General features: G+C 47.9%; 14 protein-coding genes. 5 read left to right on the forward strand and 9 right to left on the reverse strand.

Annotated elements, in window-relative coordinates:
- Positions 1–110: 110 nt before the first annotated feature.
- The 3 genes from FPE01S_RS01490 to tgt all read right to left on the reverse strand — a co-directional run bounded on the left by FPE01S_RS01490 (position 111) and on the right by tgt (position 3826).
- The gene (locus FPE01S_RS01490) at positions 111–1436 is read right to left on the reverse strand and encodes a citrate (Si)-synthase, eukaryotic (protein ID WP_046367171.1); all 1326 of its coding nucleotides are present in this window, start codon (positions 1434–1436) and stop codon (positions 111–113) included.
- Between the two features lie 90 nt (positions 1437–1526).
- Positions 1527–2615 carry an LptF/LptG family permease gene (locus FPE01S_RS01495; RefSeq protein WP_046367172.1) on the reverse strand — a complete coding sequence of 363 codons (1089 nt, stop codon included), beginning with the start codon at positions 2613–2615 and terminating at the stop codon, positions 1527–1529.
- Positions 2616–2686: 71 nt separating this feature from the next.
- Positions 2687–3826, reverse strand: coding sequence for a tRNA guanosine(34) transglycosylase Tgt (gene tgt, locus FPE01S_RS01500; protein ID WP_217998158.1), 1140 nt, complete (start codon positions 3824–3826; stop codon positions 2687–2689).
- A 62-nt stretch (positions 3827–3888) separates the two neighbouring features.
- Here tgt and FPE01S_RS01505 point away from each other — a divergent pair, with 62 nt between their 5' ends.
- From FPE01S_RS01505 to FPE01S_RS01515, 3 genes are read left to right on the forward strand one after another with little or no spacing between them, the layout of a single operon-like run.
- Positions 3889–5022 (forward strand): glycosyltransferase, encoded by a 1134-nt coding sequence (locus FPE01S_RS01505; protein WP_046367173.1) that lies wholly within the window; start codon positions 3889–3891, stop codon positions 5020–5022.
- The gene (gene rsmG, locus FPE01S_RS01510) at positions 4992–5642 is read left to right on the forward strand and encodes a 16S rRNA (guanine(527)-N(7))-methyltransferase RsmG (RefSeq protein WP_245623919.1); all 651 of its coding nucleotides are present in this window, start codon (positions 4992–4994) and stop codon (positions 5640–5642) included. Before FPE01S_RS01505 ends, rsmG begins: the two co-directional genes overlap by 31 nt.
- A 14-nt stretch (positions 5643–5656) precedes the next feature.
- Positions 5657–6310: a response regulator gene (locus tag FPE01S_RS01515; protein WP_046367174.1), complete on the forward strand. Its 654-nt coding sequence runs from the start codon at positions 5657–5659 to the stop codon at positions 6308–6310.
- A 181-nt stretch (positions 6311–6491) separates the two neighbouring features.
- Here the strand turns inward: FPE01S_RS01515 and FPE01S_RS01520 are convergent, their stop codons facing one another.
- The 6 genes from FPE01S_RS01520 to FPE01S_RS01545 all read right to left on the reverse strand — a co-directional run bounded on the left by FPE01S_RS01520 (position 6492) and on the right by FPE01S_RS01545 (position 11932).
- Entirely contained in the window at positions 6492–8405 is a 1914-nt protein-coding gene (locus FPE01S_RS01520; protein WP_046367175.1) for a M1 family metallopeptidase, read from the reverse strand.
- A gap of 22 nt (positions 8406–8427) precedes the next feature.
- The gene (locus FPE01S_RS01525; protein WP_169749116.1) at positions 8428–8787 is read right to left on the reverse strand and encodes a PepSY-like domain-containing protein; all 360 of its coding nucleotides are present in this window, start codon (positions 8785–8787) and stop codon (positions 8428–8430) included.
- Between the two features lie 148 nt (positions 8788–8935).
- Positions 8936–9604: a 16S rRNA (cytidine(1402)-2'-O)-methyltransferase gene (rsmI, locus tag FPE01S_RS01530; protein WP_046367177.1), complete on the reverse strand. Its 669-nt coding sequence runs from the start codon at positions 9602–9604 to the stop codon at positions 8936–8938.
- 3 nt (positions 9605–9607) lie between these two features.
- A complete protein-coding gene (gene purS / locus FPE01S_RS01535) occupies positions 9608–9853 on the reverse strand; it encodes a phosphoribosylformylglycinamidine synthase subunit PurS (protein WP_046367178.1) in 246 nt (81 codons plus the stop codon).
- Entirely contained in the window at positions 9850–10614 is a 765-nt protein-coding gene (locus FPE01S_RS01540) for a CDP-alcohol phosphatidyltransferase family protein (protein ID WP_046367179.1), read from the reverse strand. Before FPE01S_RS01540 ends, purS begins: the two co-directional genes overlap by 4 nt.
- 7 nt (positions 10615–10621) lie before the next feature.
- Complete coding sequence (locus FPE01S_RS01545; protein WP_046367180.1) at positions 10622–11932, reverse strand: aminopeptidase P N-terminal domain-containing protein; 1311 nt, start codon at positions 11930–11932, stop codon at positions 10622–10624.
- Between the two features lie 289 nt (positions 11933–12221).
- Here FPE01S_RS01545 and pckA point away from each other — a divergent pair, with 289 nt between their 5' ends.
- Both pckA and FPE01S_RS01555 read left to right on the forward strand, forming a co-directional pair.
- A complete protein-coding gene (pckA, locus tag FPE01S_RS01550; RefSeq protein WP_052955433.1) occupies positions 12222–13829 on the forward strand; it encodes a phosphoenolpyruvate carboxykinase (ATP) in 1608 nt (535 codons plus the stop codon).
- A gap of 127 nt (positions 13830–13956) precedes the next feature.
- Entirely contained in the window at positions 13957–14559 is a 603-nt protein-coding gene (locus FPE01S_RS01555; RefSeq protein WP_046367181.1) for a DUF922 domain-containing protein, read from the forward strand.

Consider the following 14559-nt stretch of genomic DNA (forward strand, 5'->3'; position numbering starts at 1 on the left):
GATGTAGTTTTAATACTGTAAATCTAATGTTTAAACTTCGATATGCAATGTTAAAATAAAAAAAATCCAACAGTTGCTGGATTTCAATTATTTATATGACGAATAGGGGGTTAGTCTCCCCAAATTTCTTCCGTTCCGTTCAACCAGCCCCGCACCAGGTTCGTGGTTACAGACTTTGGCCGCTCAATCGGGAAGCCCAGGGCCCGGTCCCAGATCAGGCTGGCCATAACACCCAATGACCGGCTGACAGCGAACAATACGGTATAGAACTCATATTCCGTCATACCGTAATGCACCAGTAATGCGCCGCTGTGTGCGTCGACATTAGGCCAGGGGTTTTTGATCTTTCCAAGACTCTGCAGGATGGGCGGAACGGTGTCGTATATATTCCAGACAGTCTGACAAAGTGCATCATCAGGCATATGTTTCTTACCGAATTCCATCTGAGCAGTAAACCTTGGGTCGGTCTTCCGCAGAACGGCATGACCATATCCCGGCACAACTTTCCCGTTCGCCAGGGTCTCCTGTACGTATTTGCTGATCTGTTCCTTGCCGGGCAACTCTGTTCCCAATTGCTCCTGCATTTCAAAGATCCATTTGATCACTTCCTGGTTTGCAAGGCCATGCAAAGGACCTGCCAGGCCATTCATTCCCGCAGCAAAGCTGAGATAGGGATCACTCAGCGCTGAACCGACAAGATGCGTGGTATGCGCGCTCACATTGCCACCTTCGTGATCAGCGTGAATGGTCATATACAACCGCATCAGTTCTTTAAACCCATCGTCTTCATATCCCAGCATGTGTGCAAAGTTGCCTGCCCAGTCAAGGAGGCCGTTTGGCTGGATATGTTCATTATTCTTGTACTTGCGGCGGTATACATAGGCAGCAATCCGGGGAAGGCGTGCGATGAGGTCCATCGCGTCATCAAACACATGTTCCCAGTAATCCTTCTTATTCAATCCCCGCGCATACTCTTTGGCAAAATTGCTTTCCGTTTGCAGTGCCATCACACCAACCACAAACATTGTCATCGGATGAGTGTTGAGCGGCAATGCATCGATAGTATTGAACACATGGGTTGGCACATGGGATCTGCGCTGCAATTTGGCAGTCATCTCATTCATGTCTTCCTCACTGGGAAGTTCATCAAACAGCATAAGGTAAAAAATACCCTCGGGAAGTGGTTCGCTCCCTCCTTTTGCTTTTGGCAATTTCTCCTGCAACTCAGGTATCGTGTAACCCCTGAAGCGGATACCTTCATGCGCATCCAGTAAAGATGTTTCAGAAACAAGACCAGTAATGCCGCGCATGCCCTGGTAAATCTGGGACAGCGTTACTTCTCCGATTTTCTTGTTACCATGCTCTTTGATAATGTCCTTGATTTCAGCGGCAGCCGCATCAGCCTTTGTTTTGAATTTTTCTTTATACGATCCCATGTAGAACTTTTTAAATGTGTTCAGAGTGTCGCGCAGGGTTGACTATAACCGATAAAATTAGGTTATTCTGCATTAAAACGGAATGAAAAACTATTTGGGAGCGTTCCTGTAAAGTATCGTGGCAACGATGGCAAAAACGATATTGGGAAGCCATGCTGCAAGGAATGGCGGAAAGTTTCCTTTGGTGCTGAATACTGTTGAAAATTTATCCATCACCACAAAAAGTGCGGCAGATACTATTCCGAAAGCGAGGTGAAGTCCGCTGCCTCCCCTTGTCTTTCGGGCTGCCACCGCAACCCCCATCAACGTAAGGATAATGACCGAAACAGGTGTGGCAAACCGCCGGAACAACTCGACCTTATAGGTGTTCAGACCCTCGGTACCGCGGCCCTCTTCCTTTTTGATGAACTCCCATAATTCCGGTGAGTTCATTTTATCCTTCATGTATTCATCGCGCCGCAACTCACCAGGCTTCATATTGATGTCCAGCAGGAAAGTTGTATGTTTCGTCACGGTTTCATGCAAGCCGTCTATTTTCCGCTCCACGGCATTCTCTACCCGCCATTTTCTGGCAGCCGTATCCCATCGCACATAATCGCCCCGCAGGTTATAAATAACCTGGTTCCCCCGGATTCTGTCCATAAAAATGACACTTGCACTTTTATTGACTGTGTCATAATATTTTATCCCGATAAAACTGTTGGAGTCAGCACGGAAATAAAAATCCCTGCTGTTTCCACCCGCCTGATAGGAACTGTTCCGGTCAATGTACACTGATTTAAAATCACTGTAAATCTGGTTGGCTCTTGGTATGACGAATGCATTTGCCCAGGCCATGATCCCTGCGAGCAGGAAGGCGCCGATCATATAAGGCCGCAACATACGGTTGTAGGGGATGCCTGCTGCAAGTATGGCAACCGTTTCGGACCTGCCGGCCATTTTGGAGGTGAAAAAGATAACAGCGATGAACACGATCAGCGGAAAGATCATGGAAATCAGGAAAGGAATAAACCCGAAGTAGTACTTTGAAATAATCCCCCAAAAGGATAGACCGGACTTCACGAAATCATCTGTCTTTTCACTGGTATCGATCACTACAGCGATTACCGTTATGCACATAATGGCAAACAGGAAAGTGACCATGAACTTTTTAAATATATACCAGTCGAGTTTCTTCATTTGGATGATTGCGCTCTAAATGTACTTGAAATTGTATTTCTGGTTCAAAAGCACCCTGTTAAAACCATGTATCAAAGCCTGGTTTTGAGCAGGGGGATCATTTCGTTCTTCCACGAGAAATAGTCACCGGCTACTATGTGTGCCCTTGCCTCCCTGACCAGCCACAGGTAAAAAGCAAGGTTATGTACACTGGCGATGGTGAGACCCAGTATCTCCTTTGATTTTACCAGGTGTCTCAGATAGGCTTTGCTGTAGTACGCGCTGATTCCGCTTCCGATCCCTTCATCGATGGGTGAAAAATCCTTTTCCCATTTCTTGTTATCAATATTAATAACACCCTGGCTCGTAAACAGCATGCCGTTTCGACCGTTTCGCGTGGGCATTACACAGTCAAACATGTCTATCCCAAGCGCAATATTCTCAAGAATATTCCAAGGCGTTCCCACTCCCATCAGGTAGCGGGGCTTCTCCACAGGGAGGTTTTCACAGCATAATGCAGTAAGTTCATACATCATGCTTTCCGGCTCTCCCACACTCAAACCGCCAATTGCATTGCCGGCAGCACCTCTGCTGCTGATATAATCACAGGAAGCTTTCCTTAAGTCAGGGAAAGTACTGCCCTGCACAATGGGAAACAGATTTTGCGTATAGCCATACAGGTCGGGAGTGTCGTCCAGCCGGGCGATACAACGGTCCACCCACCGATGGGTAAGCTCCATTGATTTTTTGGCATATCCATAGTCACTGGGGTATGGCGGACATTCATCGAATGCCATGATGATGTCCGCACCAATACTGCGCTGAATATCCATTACATTCTCAGCAGTAAAGAGGTGCTTTGAACCATCAATGTGGGATTGAAACAACGCGCCTTCCTCTGTCAGCTTCCGGTTGGCAGCCAGCGAAAACACCTGGTAACCGCCGCTATCCGTCAGAATGGGCTTGTTCCAGCCCATAAACCTGTGTAAACCACCCGCTGCTTCGAGTACTTCAGTACCGGGCCGGAGATAAAGGTGGTAGGTATTGCCAAGTATAATTTCTGCCTGAACATCATGCTGCAGCTGCTGCTGCGAAACTGCCTTAACGCTGCCTACAGTGCCCACCGGCATGAAAATGGGTGTTTCCACAATCCCGTGATCGGTATAAATCGTTCCTCGTCTTGCGCTGGAACCCGGATCCCGGTGGGTCATTTCAAACTTCAAAACTGGCATAAGCCAGCAAAGGTAAGGTTTGCCGGTTTTAAGTATTATTTTCGCGCCAACCCTAGTCGTTTATGGATTTACTGCAGTTCCACTGGAATGGGGCATGGACCGCCTTCCTGATTTTCTGTATCGTTACAATTATCCAGCTCCTGTATTATTGGGGCATCTTCAGCCGTCTTGCATTTTACCGGAAGAAAACCAGGGAGCAAAACCAGCAGCATCCGGTTTCGGTAATTATCTGCGCCCGCGATGAAGCTGCCAACCTTGCCCGCAATTTACCGGGTGTATTATTTCAGCAATATCCTACCACGCATGAGCTCGTTGTAGTAAATCATAACAGCCAGGACGATACGCGTTTCCTGCTGGAAGAATTCAGAAAAACATTTAAGAGCCTTGAAATCGTCAACCTGGAACAGGAAGCGAAAGGTATTCCCGGCAAGAAATACCCCCTATCCATTGGCATAAGGGAGGCCAATCATGAAATTGTGCTGCTCACCGATGCAGATTGCGTGCCCGCTTCTGAATTCTGGATACACCGGATGCAGGATGCTTACGAAAACGGTGTTGACATTGTTCTGGGATATAGCCCCTATCACAAAAAGCCTGGACTGCTCAATAAGCTTATACGTTTTGAAACTTTCCACACCGGCATGCAATACCTCTCTTTCGCATTGGCCGGAATGCCCTATATGGGAGTGGGAAGAAACCTTTCCTACAAACGTCAGCTATTCCTTGCCAACAAGGGTTTTTCCAACATCAATCACCTTCCCGGAGGAGATGACGACCTCTTTATCCATAAAGTGGCCCGGGGAAATAATACCCGGATTGTTATTGATCCGGAAGCGTTTACACTGTCAGAGCCAAAACAAAAATTTGGTGACTGGCTTCGGCAAAAGAACAGGCACTATAGCACCGGTAAGTATTATTCAACCCGTTTCAAATGGATGCTGGGGGCATATTCCTTTACGCAGTTCATCTACTACCCGGCCCTGCTTTTCAGCCTTTTTCTCTTCGACTGGAAACTGACCCTGGCAGTATTCGGCCTGAGATTTTTGTCACAGGCATACGTAAGTTACCAATGCATGAAAAAGCTGGAAGAAAAAGACCTGTGGCCCTGGTGGTGGATGCTTGACATCTGGATGTTCTTTTATTATTGCATCTTTGCACCTGCAATATGGAAAAAGCCCCGTCAAAGCTGGGTCTGATCGAGACCTATTTCAGTGAATTCACGCCCAAACAGCTTGAGCAGCTGGCAGCGCTGGAAGGTTTGTATGACGAATGGAACAGCAAAATCAATGTGATTTCGCGTAAGGATATCAGCCAGTTATATCAGAACCATGTGTTGCATAGCCTGGCCATCGCGGCTGCATATCCATTCCCCAAAGGGGTACAGGTACTTGATATTGGTACCGGCGGCGGTTTTCCGGGCATTCCGCTCGCGATCTTCTATCCGGAGGTGAAGTTTTTCCTGGCGGACAGTATCAACAAGAAATTGACTGTTGTAAAAGAAATCGCAGGTGCTATCGGGCTACAGAATATTGAAACACGGCATACGAGGGTAGAAGAAATCAGGGACCGGAAATTTGACTATGTCGTTTCCCGTGCTGTTGCACCGCTCGGAGACCTCTGGAAATGGGCAAGACCCCTATTGCTGAAACGGCCTTCAGAAGGCGAATTCCCCGCATCCGGACTGATCTGTCTCAAGGGAGGCGATCTCGCAGCCGAAATCGCCGCATCAGGCACCCGACCGCGATTACAGGAAGTATTTGATTTCTTCCCCGAACCATATTTCCGGGAGAAATACATACTTTACGTTCACCGATAAAATGCTGTTTGATCATGGCTATTACAGTTTGCATTGTAGATGACACGAACGATATTCGCCAGGCGCTGGAAGAAATTATCCGTTTGTCGGATGAATTCAGACTCCTTGGCAGCTTTTCCAGTGGCGAAGACGCATTGGTCAAATTGCCGGTTCTCCAGCCAAATGTGGTATTGATGGATATCAACCTGGGCGGTATGAGTGGTATCGAATGTGTCCGTCGGTTAAAACCGGACAACAAAGAGATCCTGTTCATGATGTGTACGGTATATGAGGAAGACGAGAAAATATTTGAGGCACTCAGCGCTGGTGCCAGCGGTTATATCCTGAAAAAAACCTCCCCGGTCAAACTGCTTGATGCGATCCGTGAATTGAATGAAGGCGGGGCACCGATGAGTTCACAGATCGCACGAAAAGTTGTTGCGGCATTTCAACAGAAAAACGCTGTTAATGAGCTGCCGGTCGCCGGCAATTCGAACGGAAAACTGAATACCCTGAGCAATCGCGAAATGGAGATCCTGGAACTGTTGTCTAAAGGAATGCTCTATAAAGAGATCGCCGCCCAGTTGTTCATCAGCCAGGAAACAGTACGTAAACACGTGTATCATATGTACGAAAAACTACATGTAAACAACAGGATCGAAGCGGTAAACAAGTTTTTTGGCAGGTAAAATACCCACTTTGTGGTATGCCAAATTAAATGAGGCGTGGTATTTTTGATAATCCGGGATGCCCAAATATTGTTAATCATTAACCTTGCCTCTCCAATTCCGACAACCCTTACATTAAAACCTTGTCATAAAAAAAGCCGCCGCTAACAGCGACGGCTATATTTTTTTACTGACTGCGTGCCTACCAGGTCAATTCCAGAAGGTTATCTTTTCTGTTCACATCTGCCATCCGCTGCGACGGATCGATCTCTACTTTTACAATTTCCTGCAAAGGTTTCTTCGTCTGGATCTCATACTGCGGTTGTGTCCATTTCCATGGCTGATAAACAGTTCTGTTCATCTTTGGCGTTTCCTCGGGTTTACCACCGAACATCAGGTCAAGCGGCACATAGTGTAATTCCTTACTGCCATCTTTGAAAGTAATCACAACATCTACTGGCATAGGCATCTTACCAGTCCTTTTTAACCTGATCTTCGTTGCGCCATCCTGCTGGTACAGGCTGTCTACACCGTAATCAATGGTTTTAGTAGTATTCACCCAGTATTCCCTGTACCAGTCCAGCTGGATCCCACTGCGGTTCTCCGCAACACGGATAAAATCATTTACGTTCGGGTGCTTAAAATGCCATAGCCGGTAATAATCCAACAGTACTGCATCGCGCACCGATGCTCCGGTTATATAACCGAGTTGCTCCAGGAAAACCTCCCCTTTTGAATAGGCTGCTATGCTGTATGCCATATTCGTCTCGAAATGGTCCGCATGGGTCGTCATGGGCTCTTCCCTTCCGGACTTCACCAGGTAGAAATATCCATCATAAGCGCCTTTGTGAATATTTTCAGGAGAAGCCTCCCCTTTGGCGGGTCCTGTACCTGCGGCATGCGTGGTTTGTGCGCCGCCATGCAGGCCGGCATAGTATTCTGACACCAGGGATTCTGCATAAGAAGTGAATCCTTCATCCATCCAGGCATACAGGCTCTCATTGGTGCCCATCAGCATCTGGTACCAGGTATGCATCCATTCATGAAAGGCAGTACCGAGGCTTGGACCACTGATCAGCGTGCTCATGGGATATTCCATGCCGCCATCACCGCCATGAATAAACGAATATTGCTTGTAGGGATACTTCCCAAAATTCTTTTCAATAAAAGGAAGCACTTCCACCGCGGCATCTGCAACCCTGTTCCATGCCTCATCATTTTTGGCGTCATTCTCCTTGTAATTGTACAACACATGGATCGTTGGTCCGTTCGGCACCTGTCTTACCAGGTGTTTGTATTCGGGATCCGCCGCCCACATGAAGTCATGAACTTCCGGCGCTACGAAGCGCCACGCCAGCTTGGGTGTATTGGGTACCGTGAGTTTGGCTCCGGGTGTCTCATACCCATGCCCTATAGCATTGGGATTCTGCAGGTACCCGGTTCCTCCCAGCGTGTAATTTTTATCAATTCGTATGGTGACATCAAAGTCACCCCATACCCCATAGAATTCACGCGCAACATACAGCGTCGGATGCCATCCTTCATAATCATATTCGCACAATTTCGGATACCACTGGCTCATGCTGTACCGCACGCCGGTATTGGGATTGTCGCGTCCTGCGCGTCTTACCTGCAAGGGTACCTGCGCCTCGAAATCCATATTAAGCGTGACCTTACTGTGTGGCAGGATCGGCCGGCTAAGGTCTACCACCAGGATGGTTTCCTGTACGGTAAATTTCTGCTCTACGCCATTCATCTTCAATGACTGGATTTTCTGATATCCGATCTCATCAGGCTTGAGATTGAGGATCCGGTCCTTTACCCGCTGATCCCAGTCTGGACGGTTATTGATCGATATTTTGCCTAACTCCCTGCTCCGCTGGTCCATGTTGCTGTTTGGCTGAAAGGCGTTCCAGTAGAGGTGATAGTATATTCGTTTTAAGGTATCAGGAGAGTTATTGGTGTATTCGAGTTCCTGTTTGCCGGTGAAACGATTGGTATTGACATCCATGTCGATATCCATCTTGTATTTCACGCGTTGCTGCCACCTGTCGGGCTGCGCCTGAGAAAACAGCGCCAGGAGGGCAAGGATGAGGGTTAACGAGCCTTTTTGCATATGGTGTGTTTAATAAAAGCGGTCAGAGCGTGAGTTTGTCTTTCAGAAGACGTCCTTTATCGCTGAATGTCAGGTCTCTTTTATTGAGGTCAGATTTACGTACAACCAGCCTGTATTCATGGTGATCATCAGGAAAGATCATTTGGTAGTATGTATCAACCGACCAGTCGGCATATTTACTTTTTTCCAGGCCATCTTCAACGGAACCGGGAAGTTGATCTTTGGTGATTTCTTTTTGCGAACCGCTCCAGGTTCCATCATTCTTAAAAGCAGCCTGGTACTTATCGCCATTCAGAATAAAACTAACCTGGAAGTGGGATAGCTTGTCTTTCCATTCCACACTTTCTGCGTTACGGTATTTGTATGTAAATGCATCAGTCACGACTCCCGGGATTTTCCGGATCTGTGCAGTGGAGTGCTTTGTTACCAAACTAAAACCTATAACCAGACAAATCAATAAGGCGGATCTCATAGTATATAACATTGGTTCGTACAAATATCGATGCAGGGCTGATAAGGAAATCACAAAATCAATCCGGTTTACCACCAACAACTATCACGATCTCCCCTTTAACAGCTTTCTCACGGTAATGGTCAGCTACTGTTTGCAAGGTGCCCCGGATTGTCTCTTCAAACATTTTGGTCAGTTCCCTGCTGACGGAGCAGGCGCGTTCGCTGCCGAAGTACTGGGCTAATTCGTCGAGCGTCTTCACCAGGCGGAGTGGTGACTCATAAAACACCATCGTCCTGGGTTCCGCAGACAATTGCTTTAACAGGGTTTGCCGTCCTTTTTTAGGCGGGAGGAAACCTTCAAAACAAAACCGGTTGATGGGAAGTCCGCTGTTTACCAGAGCGGGTACAAACGCTGTGGCTCCCGGCAGGCACTCTACGCGAACAGCATTGCGAATACATTCCCGCACCAGCAAAAAGGCGGGGTCAGAGATTCCCGGCGTGCCGGCATCAGTAAGCACAGCCATAGTTTTTCCTGCCACCAGCTGATCAACCAGGTGTTGCAGGATGCGATGTTCGTTGTGCTGATGGTAAGGCGACAGCGGTTTCTGGATGTCAAAATGCGCCAGGAGCCTGGCTGAAGTACGCGTATCTTCTGCCAGTATCACATCGACACTGCGCAACACTTCGATTGCACGCAATGTCATGTCCTGGAGATTCCCGATTGGTGATGGAACGAGATACAGCACTGTTTAGTTCACACTGATTTCGAACTGCTCCATTACCGGGTTGGCAAGCAGTTTTTTGGCAGCCTGTTCAGCAATGGATTTTGCTTCTTCAGCAGTTTGAGCTTCTACCTGTAAAGTGATATTCTTGCCAATCCTGACATCCTGGATAGATGAAAGGCCGAGATTGCCAAGACCACCCATTACGGCTTTGCCCTGGGGGTCGAGAAGTTCCTTGAGTGGCATCACTTTTACCTGTACTGAGAAAGTCATTCTTGGTGCGTTTTAAGGGTCAAAGATAAGACAATGTAGGCTAGGAAAATAACCGGCATGGCTGCCCATTTCAGGAAAATAAGCGCCAGCAGGGCGATTGCGAGCACAAGGTAACGGGCAAGATTGTTCTTTACACTGTAATCCCTGAACTTAAACGCCATCAGCGGTAACTTACTGACCATTAGGAAACTCAACAGGATTATGATAACGTACAGGAACCAGCGGTTCATCAGCAGGTTGATCAGGGTGACGCTTTCTGTATGCCAATAAATAAGAGGCAGGGATGCGACAACCAACCCAACTGCAGGTACTGGTACACCCTTAAAGCCATAAGACTGGCTCGTATCAATGTTAAACCGGGCCAACCGGTAAGCCGCCGCACAGGGAACGAGCACTGCCGGCAATAGCCAGACCACCCCGGTATCCAGTGCATGTGATTCCCGGGCGATACTCAACCTGAGGAACTGGTAAAGGATCAATCCCGGCGCCACGCCGAAACTTACAACATCAGCCAGTGAGTCAAGCTGCTTTCCCATCTCGGAACTGGCCTTGAGTAACCGTGCCACAAAACCATCCAGGAAATCAATTACCGCAGCAAGGCCGATAAACAGCGCTGCCAGCCAGATGCGTTCAGGAAGATCAAGCAGGTATTCGCCGTTTGAACCGGTGTTAAAGGCAATACCATTTTGCAGAATCACCACGATGGCCAAGCAGCCGAATACAAGATTCAACAGCGTAAAAATGTTAGGGATTTGTTTCATAAGCAGGTCAAGATTTTACTTTGGCTTTTTTTGCGTTCATGAATTTCTCAATTTCATCTGCATGTATGGGAATTTTTGCCATCAGGTCTTTGTTGCCTGTTTTAGTCAGCCAGACATTGTTCTCTATTCTGATGCCCATTTGCTCATTTTCAATATATATACCCGGTTCAACAGTCAGCACCATGCCTGCCTGCAGCGGTTCCGTACGCGTTCCGAGATCGTGTACATCAATTCCCAGGTGATGACTGATCCCATGATACAGAAATTTCCGGTACGCCGGGTTGTCTTTGTCCTGGTTTTTGACATCTGATCTGGACAACAGACCAAGTTTGACAAACTCTTTGGTCGCCTCAATGCCGACCTTGTCAGTATAGTCCAACAGTGTAATGCCCGGCTTAAGGATCGATTTCGCATAATCATGCAACCGGAGACAGGCATCATATACTTCCTTCTGCCGGGGCGTGAACCTGCCATTCACAGGTATCGTTCGCGTCAGGTCAGCACAGTATCCCCCGTATTCAGCACCAAAATCCATCAGGACCAACTCACCATTTTTACATTCCTGATTATTCTCAATATAGTGAAGTACACGCGCCCTGTTGCCGCTTGCGATAATGCTGTTATATGCTGGTCTGGTAGCACGGTTCCTGATGAATTCGTGCCAGATCTCCGCCTCGATCTCGTATTCCATTACTCCCGGCCGTACAAACTGAAGGACCCGTTCAAAGGTCTTCTGCGTGATGTCTATCGCCTGTTGCATCACCGCAATTTCACCCGGAAGTTTAACGGCACGAAGCAGTTTAAGGATAGGTGCACTGCGGCGATACTGGTGTAACGGATACCGGTGCCGCATCTCGGCGGCAAACCGGTAATCCCGAACAGGTACCTGATTATTCTTCCGGTCATTTTCATTGGTGTTCAGGTACACTGTTTCAGCGAGATGTATCATCGGCTGTAACAGACCATCAAGGGAATCAAGCCAAACTATTTGCCGTATACCCGAAATGTTCATAGCCTCCTCCCGCCGGAGCCGGTGGCCGTCCCATTTCTCTTTCAGTTCATTGGGCCGCGTCAGCACCAGGAATTCTCTGAATCGCTGGTCTGGGTTACCGGGAAACAACACAAGCATGGAATCTTCCTGTACGATACCAGTAAGCCAGTACAGATCCGAATTCTGCCTGAAAGGATGCAATGCATCGCCATTGGAGGGCAATTCATCATTGCTGTTGAAAATAGCGATCGAACCGGGTACCATCTGCTTTACAAACCGATCGCGATTTTTCGTGTAGATCGCATTATCGAGCGGGGGGTATTTCATGGAAGCAGTTCAAATTTTCCGGCAAATATTCACTAAACCGGCTGATTATTACCAAAAAGGTTGAAAATCAAAGATGTTCCTTTCCCACGAGAGCGGCATCAAAATTTAGTTTTTAAGCAAACTAACAGTTGTTAGTTTAGATAATAACAAATTGCTCCGCCGCAGATAAAAAACAATTTCAAATAAATATGCCCTGTTATTAGACAGAATCTATAATGTAACAGTTACACATTACTAGGGCAAAGTGTCGTCAACCACTAGATTTGTGAAAATCAACGACTGTTTTGTTATGTCAGTACCGAGTTTTCTGATCCCCCTGAAGCAGATGGTAGCAACTGGCCTGAAGCACACTGAAAACGTTCATTATCAAACTCCTCCGGAAGAACTGGTCCAGCAATCACTGGCTATGGGAGAAGGCGTTCTGAACGATACCGGAGCACTGGTCGTAATGACCGGGAAATTCACCGGCAGGAGCCCGTTAGACAAATACATTGTACGGGACGAAGTAACCGCAGATACGATAAACTGGAACGAATTCAACCATTCCATTGAGGAAAAGACATTCCTTGCCATCCGGCAACAGATCAACGACCACCTGGCTTCCTGCCCGGCTATCTGGGTTCGGGATGCCTATGCCTGTGCCGATCCCCGGTATCGGTTGAACATCCGCGTGGTTACCGATAAACCATGGTTGAGTCTTTTTGCCTATAACATGTTTCTCCGGCCCACTGAGGAGGAGCTGGACGGTTTTGACCAGGAATGGACCATTCTGGCGGCGCCTGATCTCCAGCTGGACGCGAAGGCCCTTAACATCAGGCAGTCCAATGCTGCCGTGATTTCCTTCCGCCACAAGACAATTGCCATCGCCGGCACCGGGTATACCGGAGAGACAAAAAAAGGCATTTTCACGGTGCTGAATTACATCCTGCCCATGAAGCACGATGTATTGAGCATGCATTGCTCCGCCAATAAGGGAGTTAATGGTGATACTGCACTGTTTTTCGGCCTTAGCGGAACCGGAAAAACAACCCTCAGTGCCGACCCCTCCCGTCAGTTGATCGGTGATGACGAACACGGCTGGACCGACAACAATGTGTTTAACTTCGAAGGTGGCTGTTATGCAAAGTGTATTAATCTGTCCGCGGACAAAGAACCGGAGATCTATGGCGCCATCCGGCCCGGTGCATTGGTGGAAAATACCCGGTTCTTGAAAGGCACCAACAAAATTGACTTTGATGACGCTACGATAACTGAAAATACCAGGGTTTCTTATCCGCTCGATTATATCAGCAATGCAGCTGATCCTTCAGTCGGTGCTATCCCGGATAATATTTTCTTTCTGACCTGTGATGCCTATGGCGTTTTACCACCAATTTCCAGGTTGACGGCACCACAGGCCATGTATCAATTCATTTCGGGCTATACCGCCAAGGTCGCCGGCACTGAAACGGGTGTAACCTGTCCGAAATCAACATTCAGCGCATGTTTCGGTGCCCCCTTTCTGCCGTTGCATCCCGGTCGCTATGCAGAAATGCTGGGTCAGCGGCTGATCCGCCACAAGGTAAAAGTGTGGCTGATCAATACTGGCTGGACTGGCGGACCCTATGGTACCGGGCACCGCATGAAACTGTCTTTCACCAGGTCAATGATCAAAGCGGCTATTGACGGCAAACTGGATGGGGTAGCGTATGAAAAAGATCCGGTATTCGGCATGGCAGTACCGCTTTCCTGTCCGGGCGTTCCGGTTGAATTGCTGCAACCCAGGAATACCTGGGCCGACTCAGCCGCTTACGATCAGCAGGCCGCCTGCCTGGCTGCTGCGTTCCAGCAAAACTTTAGTAAATACGCTTCAGGTGTCTCAGCAGAAATCCTTGCTGCCGGGCCCCTGGTTCAATAATTTTTTTCGGTCTCAACGTTGCTTGCAGTCCGCCCTGTTCACAGGGCGGAATTTTTTTTAAATATTTAGGATTTTTTGTAACAAAGACGTGTTTAATAATTTCCATCTTTGCCTTAAAGCGTAACTGGTGACAATCGTTCATTTCCTGTTATTGGTCCCGTCCCTTCTGGTTCACCCGGATCCTCCCCCACTTCAAACGAATTGTTCGCACGAAAGCGTTATTGCATTTCCCTCATTTAATTCACCTGACGCCGAGAAAATCAACTGGAAAGAAAGAAGATTACTGACCTGGACGGATTTCAAAGCTGCCCCCGTTGAATCCGCACCCAATGCCGCGCTGACCAGCACATCCATCCTTTTTGGCTATCACTTTGGTGAAGGTGGTCTGACCTATACCCTTCAATGTGTATTCTATCCGCACAAATCCTGGACGAAAGTCCGGTCTGAAAGAATACTTTCCCATGAACAGGGGCATTTCGACATATCGGAGTTGTTTACCCGAAAACTGCATCAGGCCCTTGCCGCATATAAACCAAGGGAAAATTCACTTGAACCGGACATAAACGCCATTTACCAAAAAGTCGCCCAGGATCAGGCCGCGTATCAGAAACAGTATGATACGGAAACCAATTATTCCCGCGATCTTGAAGGCCAGTCCAGGTGGTCACAGCGCATCAGGCTTGAACTGGAACAGTTACAAAAGTTTGCCGGCTATCCCCAACCGCAATAA

Source organism: Flavihumibacter petaseus NBRC 106054 (assembly GCF_000974785.1).
GTDB lineage: Bacteria > Bacteroidota > Bacteroidia > Chitinophagales > Chitinophagaceae > Flavihumibacter > Flavihumibacter petaseus.

What these genes read in the sequence shown, in the direction of transcription:
- FPE01S_RS01490 (WP_046367171.1), bottom strand. Translation starts at nt 1,436, where the DNA reads ATGGGATCGTATAAAGAAAAATTCAAAACAAAGGCTGATGCGGCTGCC.
- FPE01S_RS01495 (WP_046367172.1), bottom strand. Translation starts at nt 2,615, where the DNA reads ATGAAGAAACTCGACTGGTATATATTTAAAAAGTTCATGGTCACTTTC.
- tgt (WP_217998158.1), bottom strand. Translation starts at nt 3,826, where the DNA reads ATGCCAGTTTTGAAGTTTGAAATGACCCACCGGGATCCGGGTTCCAGC.
- FPE01S_RS01505 (WP_046367173.1), top strand. Translation starts at nt 3,889, where the DNA reads ATGGATTTACTGCAGTTCCACTGGAATGGGGCATGGACCGCCTTCCTG.
- rsmG (WP_245623919.1), top strand. Translation starts at nt 4,992, where the DNA reads ATGGAAAAAGCCCCGTCAAAGCTGGGTCTGATCGAGACCTATTTCAGT.
- FPE01S_RS01515 (WP_046367174.1), top strand. Translation starts at nt 5,657, where the DNA reads ATGGCTATTACAGTTTGCATTGTAGATGACACGAACGATATTCGCCAG.
- FPE01S_RS01520 (WP_046367175.1), bottom strand. Translation starts at nt 8,405, where the DNA reads ATGCAAAAAGGCTCGTTAACCCTCATCCTTGCCCTCCTGGCGCTGTTT.
- purS (WP_046367178.1), bottom strand. Translation starts at nt 9,853, where the DNA reads ATGACTTTCTCAGTACAGGTAAAAGTGATGCCACTCAAGGAACTTCTC.
- FPE01S_RS01540 (WP_046367179.1), bottom strand. Translation starts at nt 10,614, where the DNA reads ATGAAACAAATCCCTAACATTTTTACGCTGTTGAATCTTGTATTCGGC.
- FPE01S_RS01545 (WP_046367180.1), bottom strand. Translation starts at nt 11,932, where the DNA reads ATGAAATACCCCCCGCTCGATAATGCGATCTACACGAAAAATCGCGAT.
- pckA (WP_052955433.1), top strand. Translation starts at nt 12,222, where the DNA reads ATGTCAGTACCGAGTTTTCTGATCCCCCTGAAGCAGATGGTAGCAACT.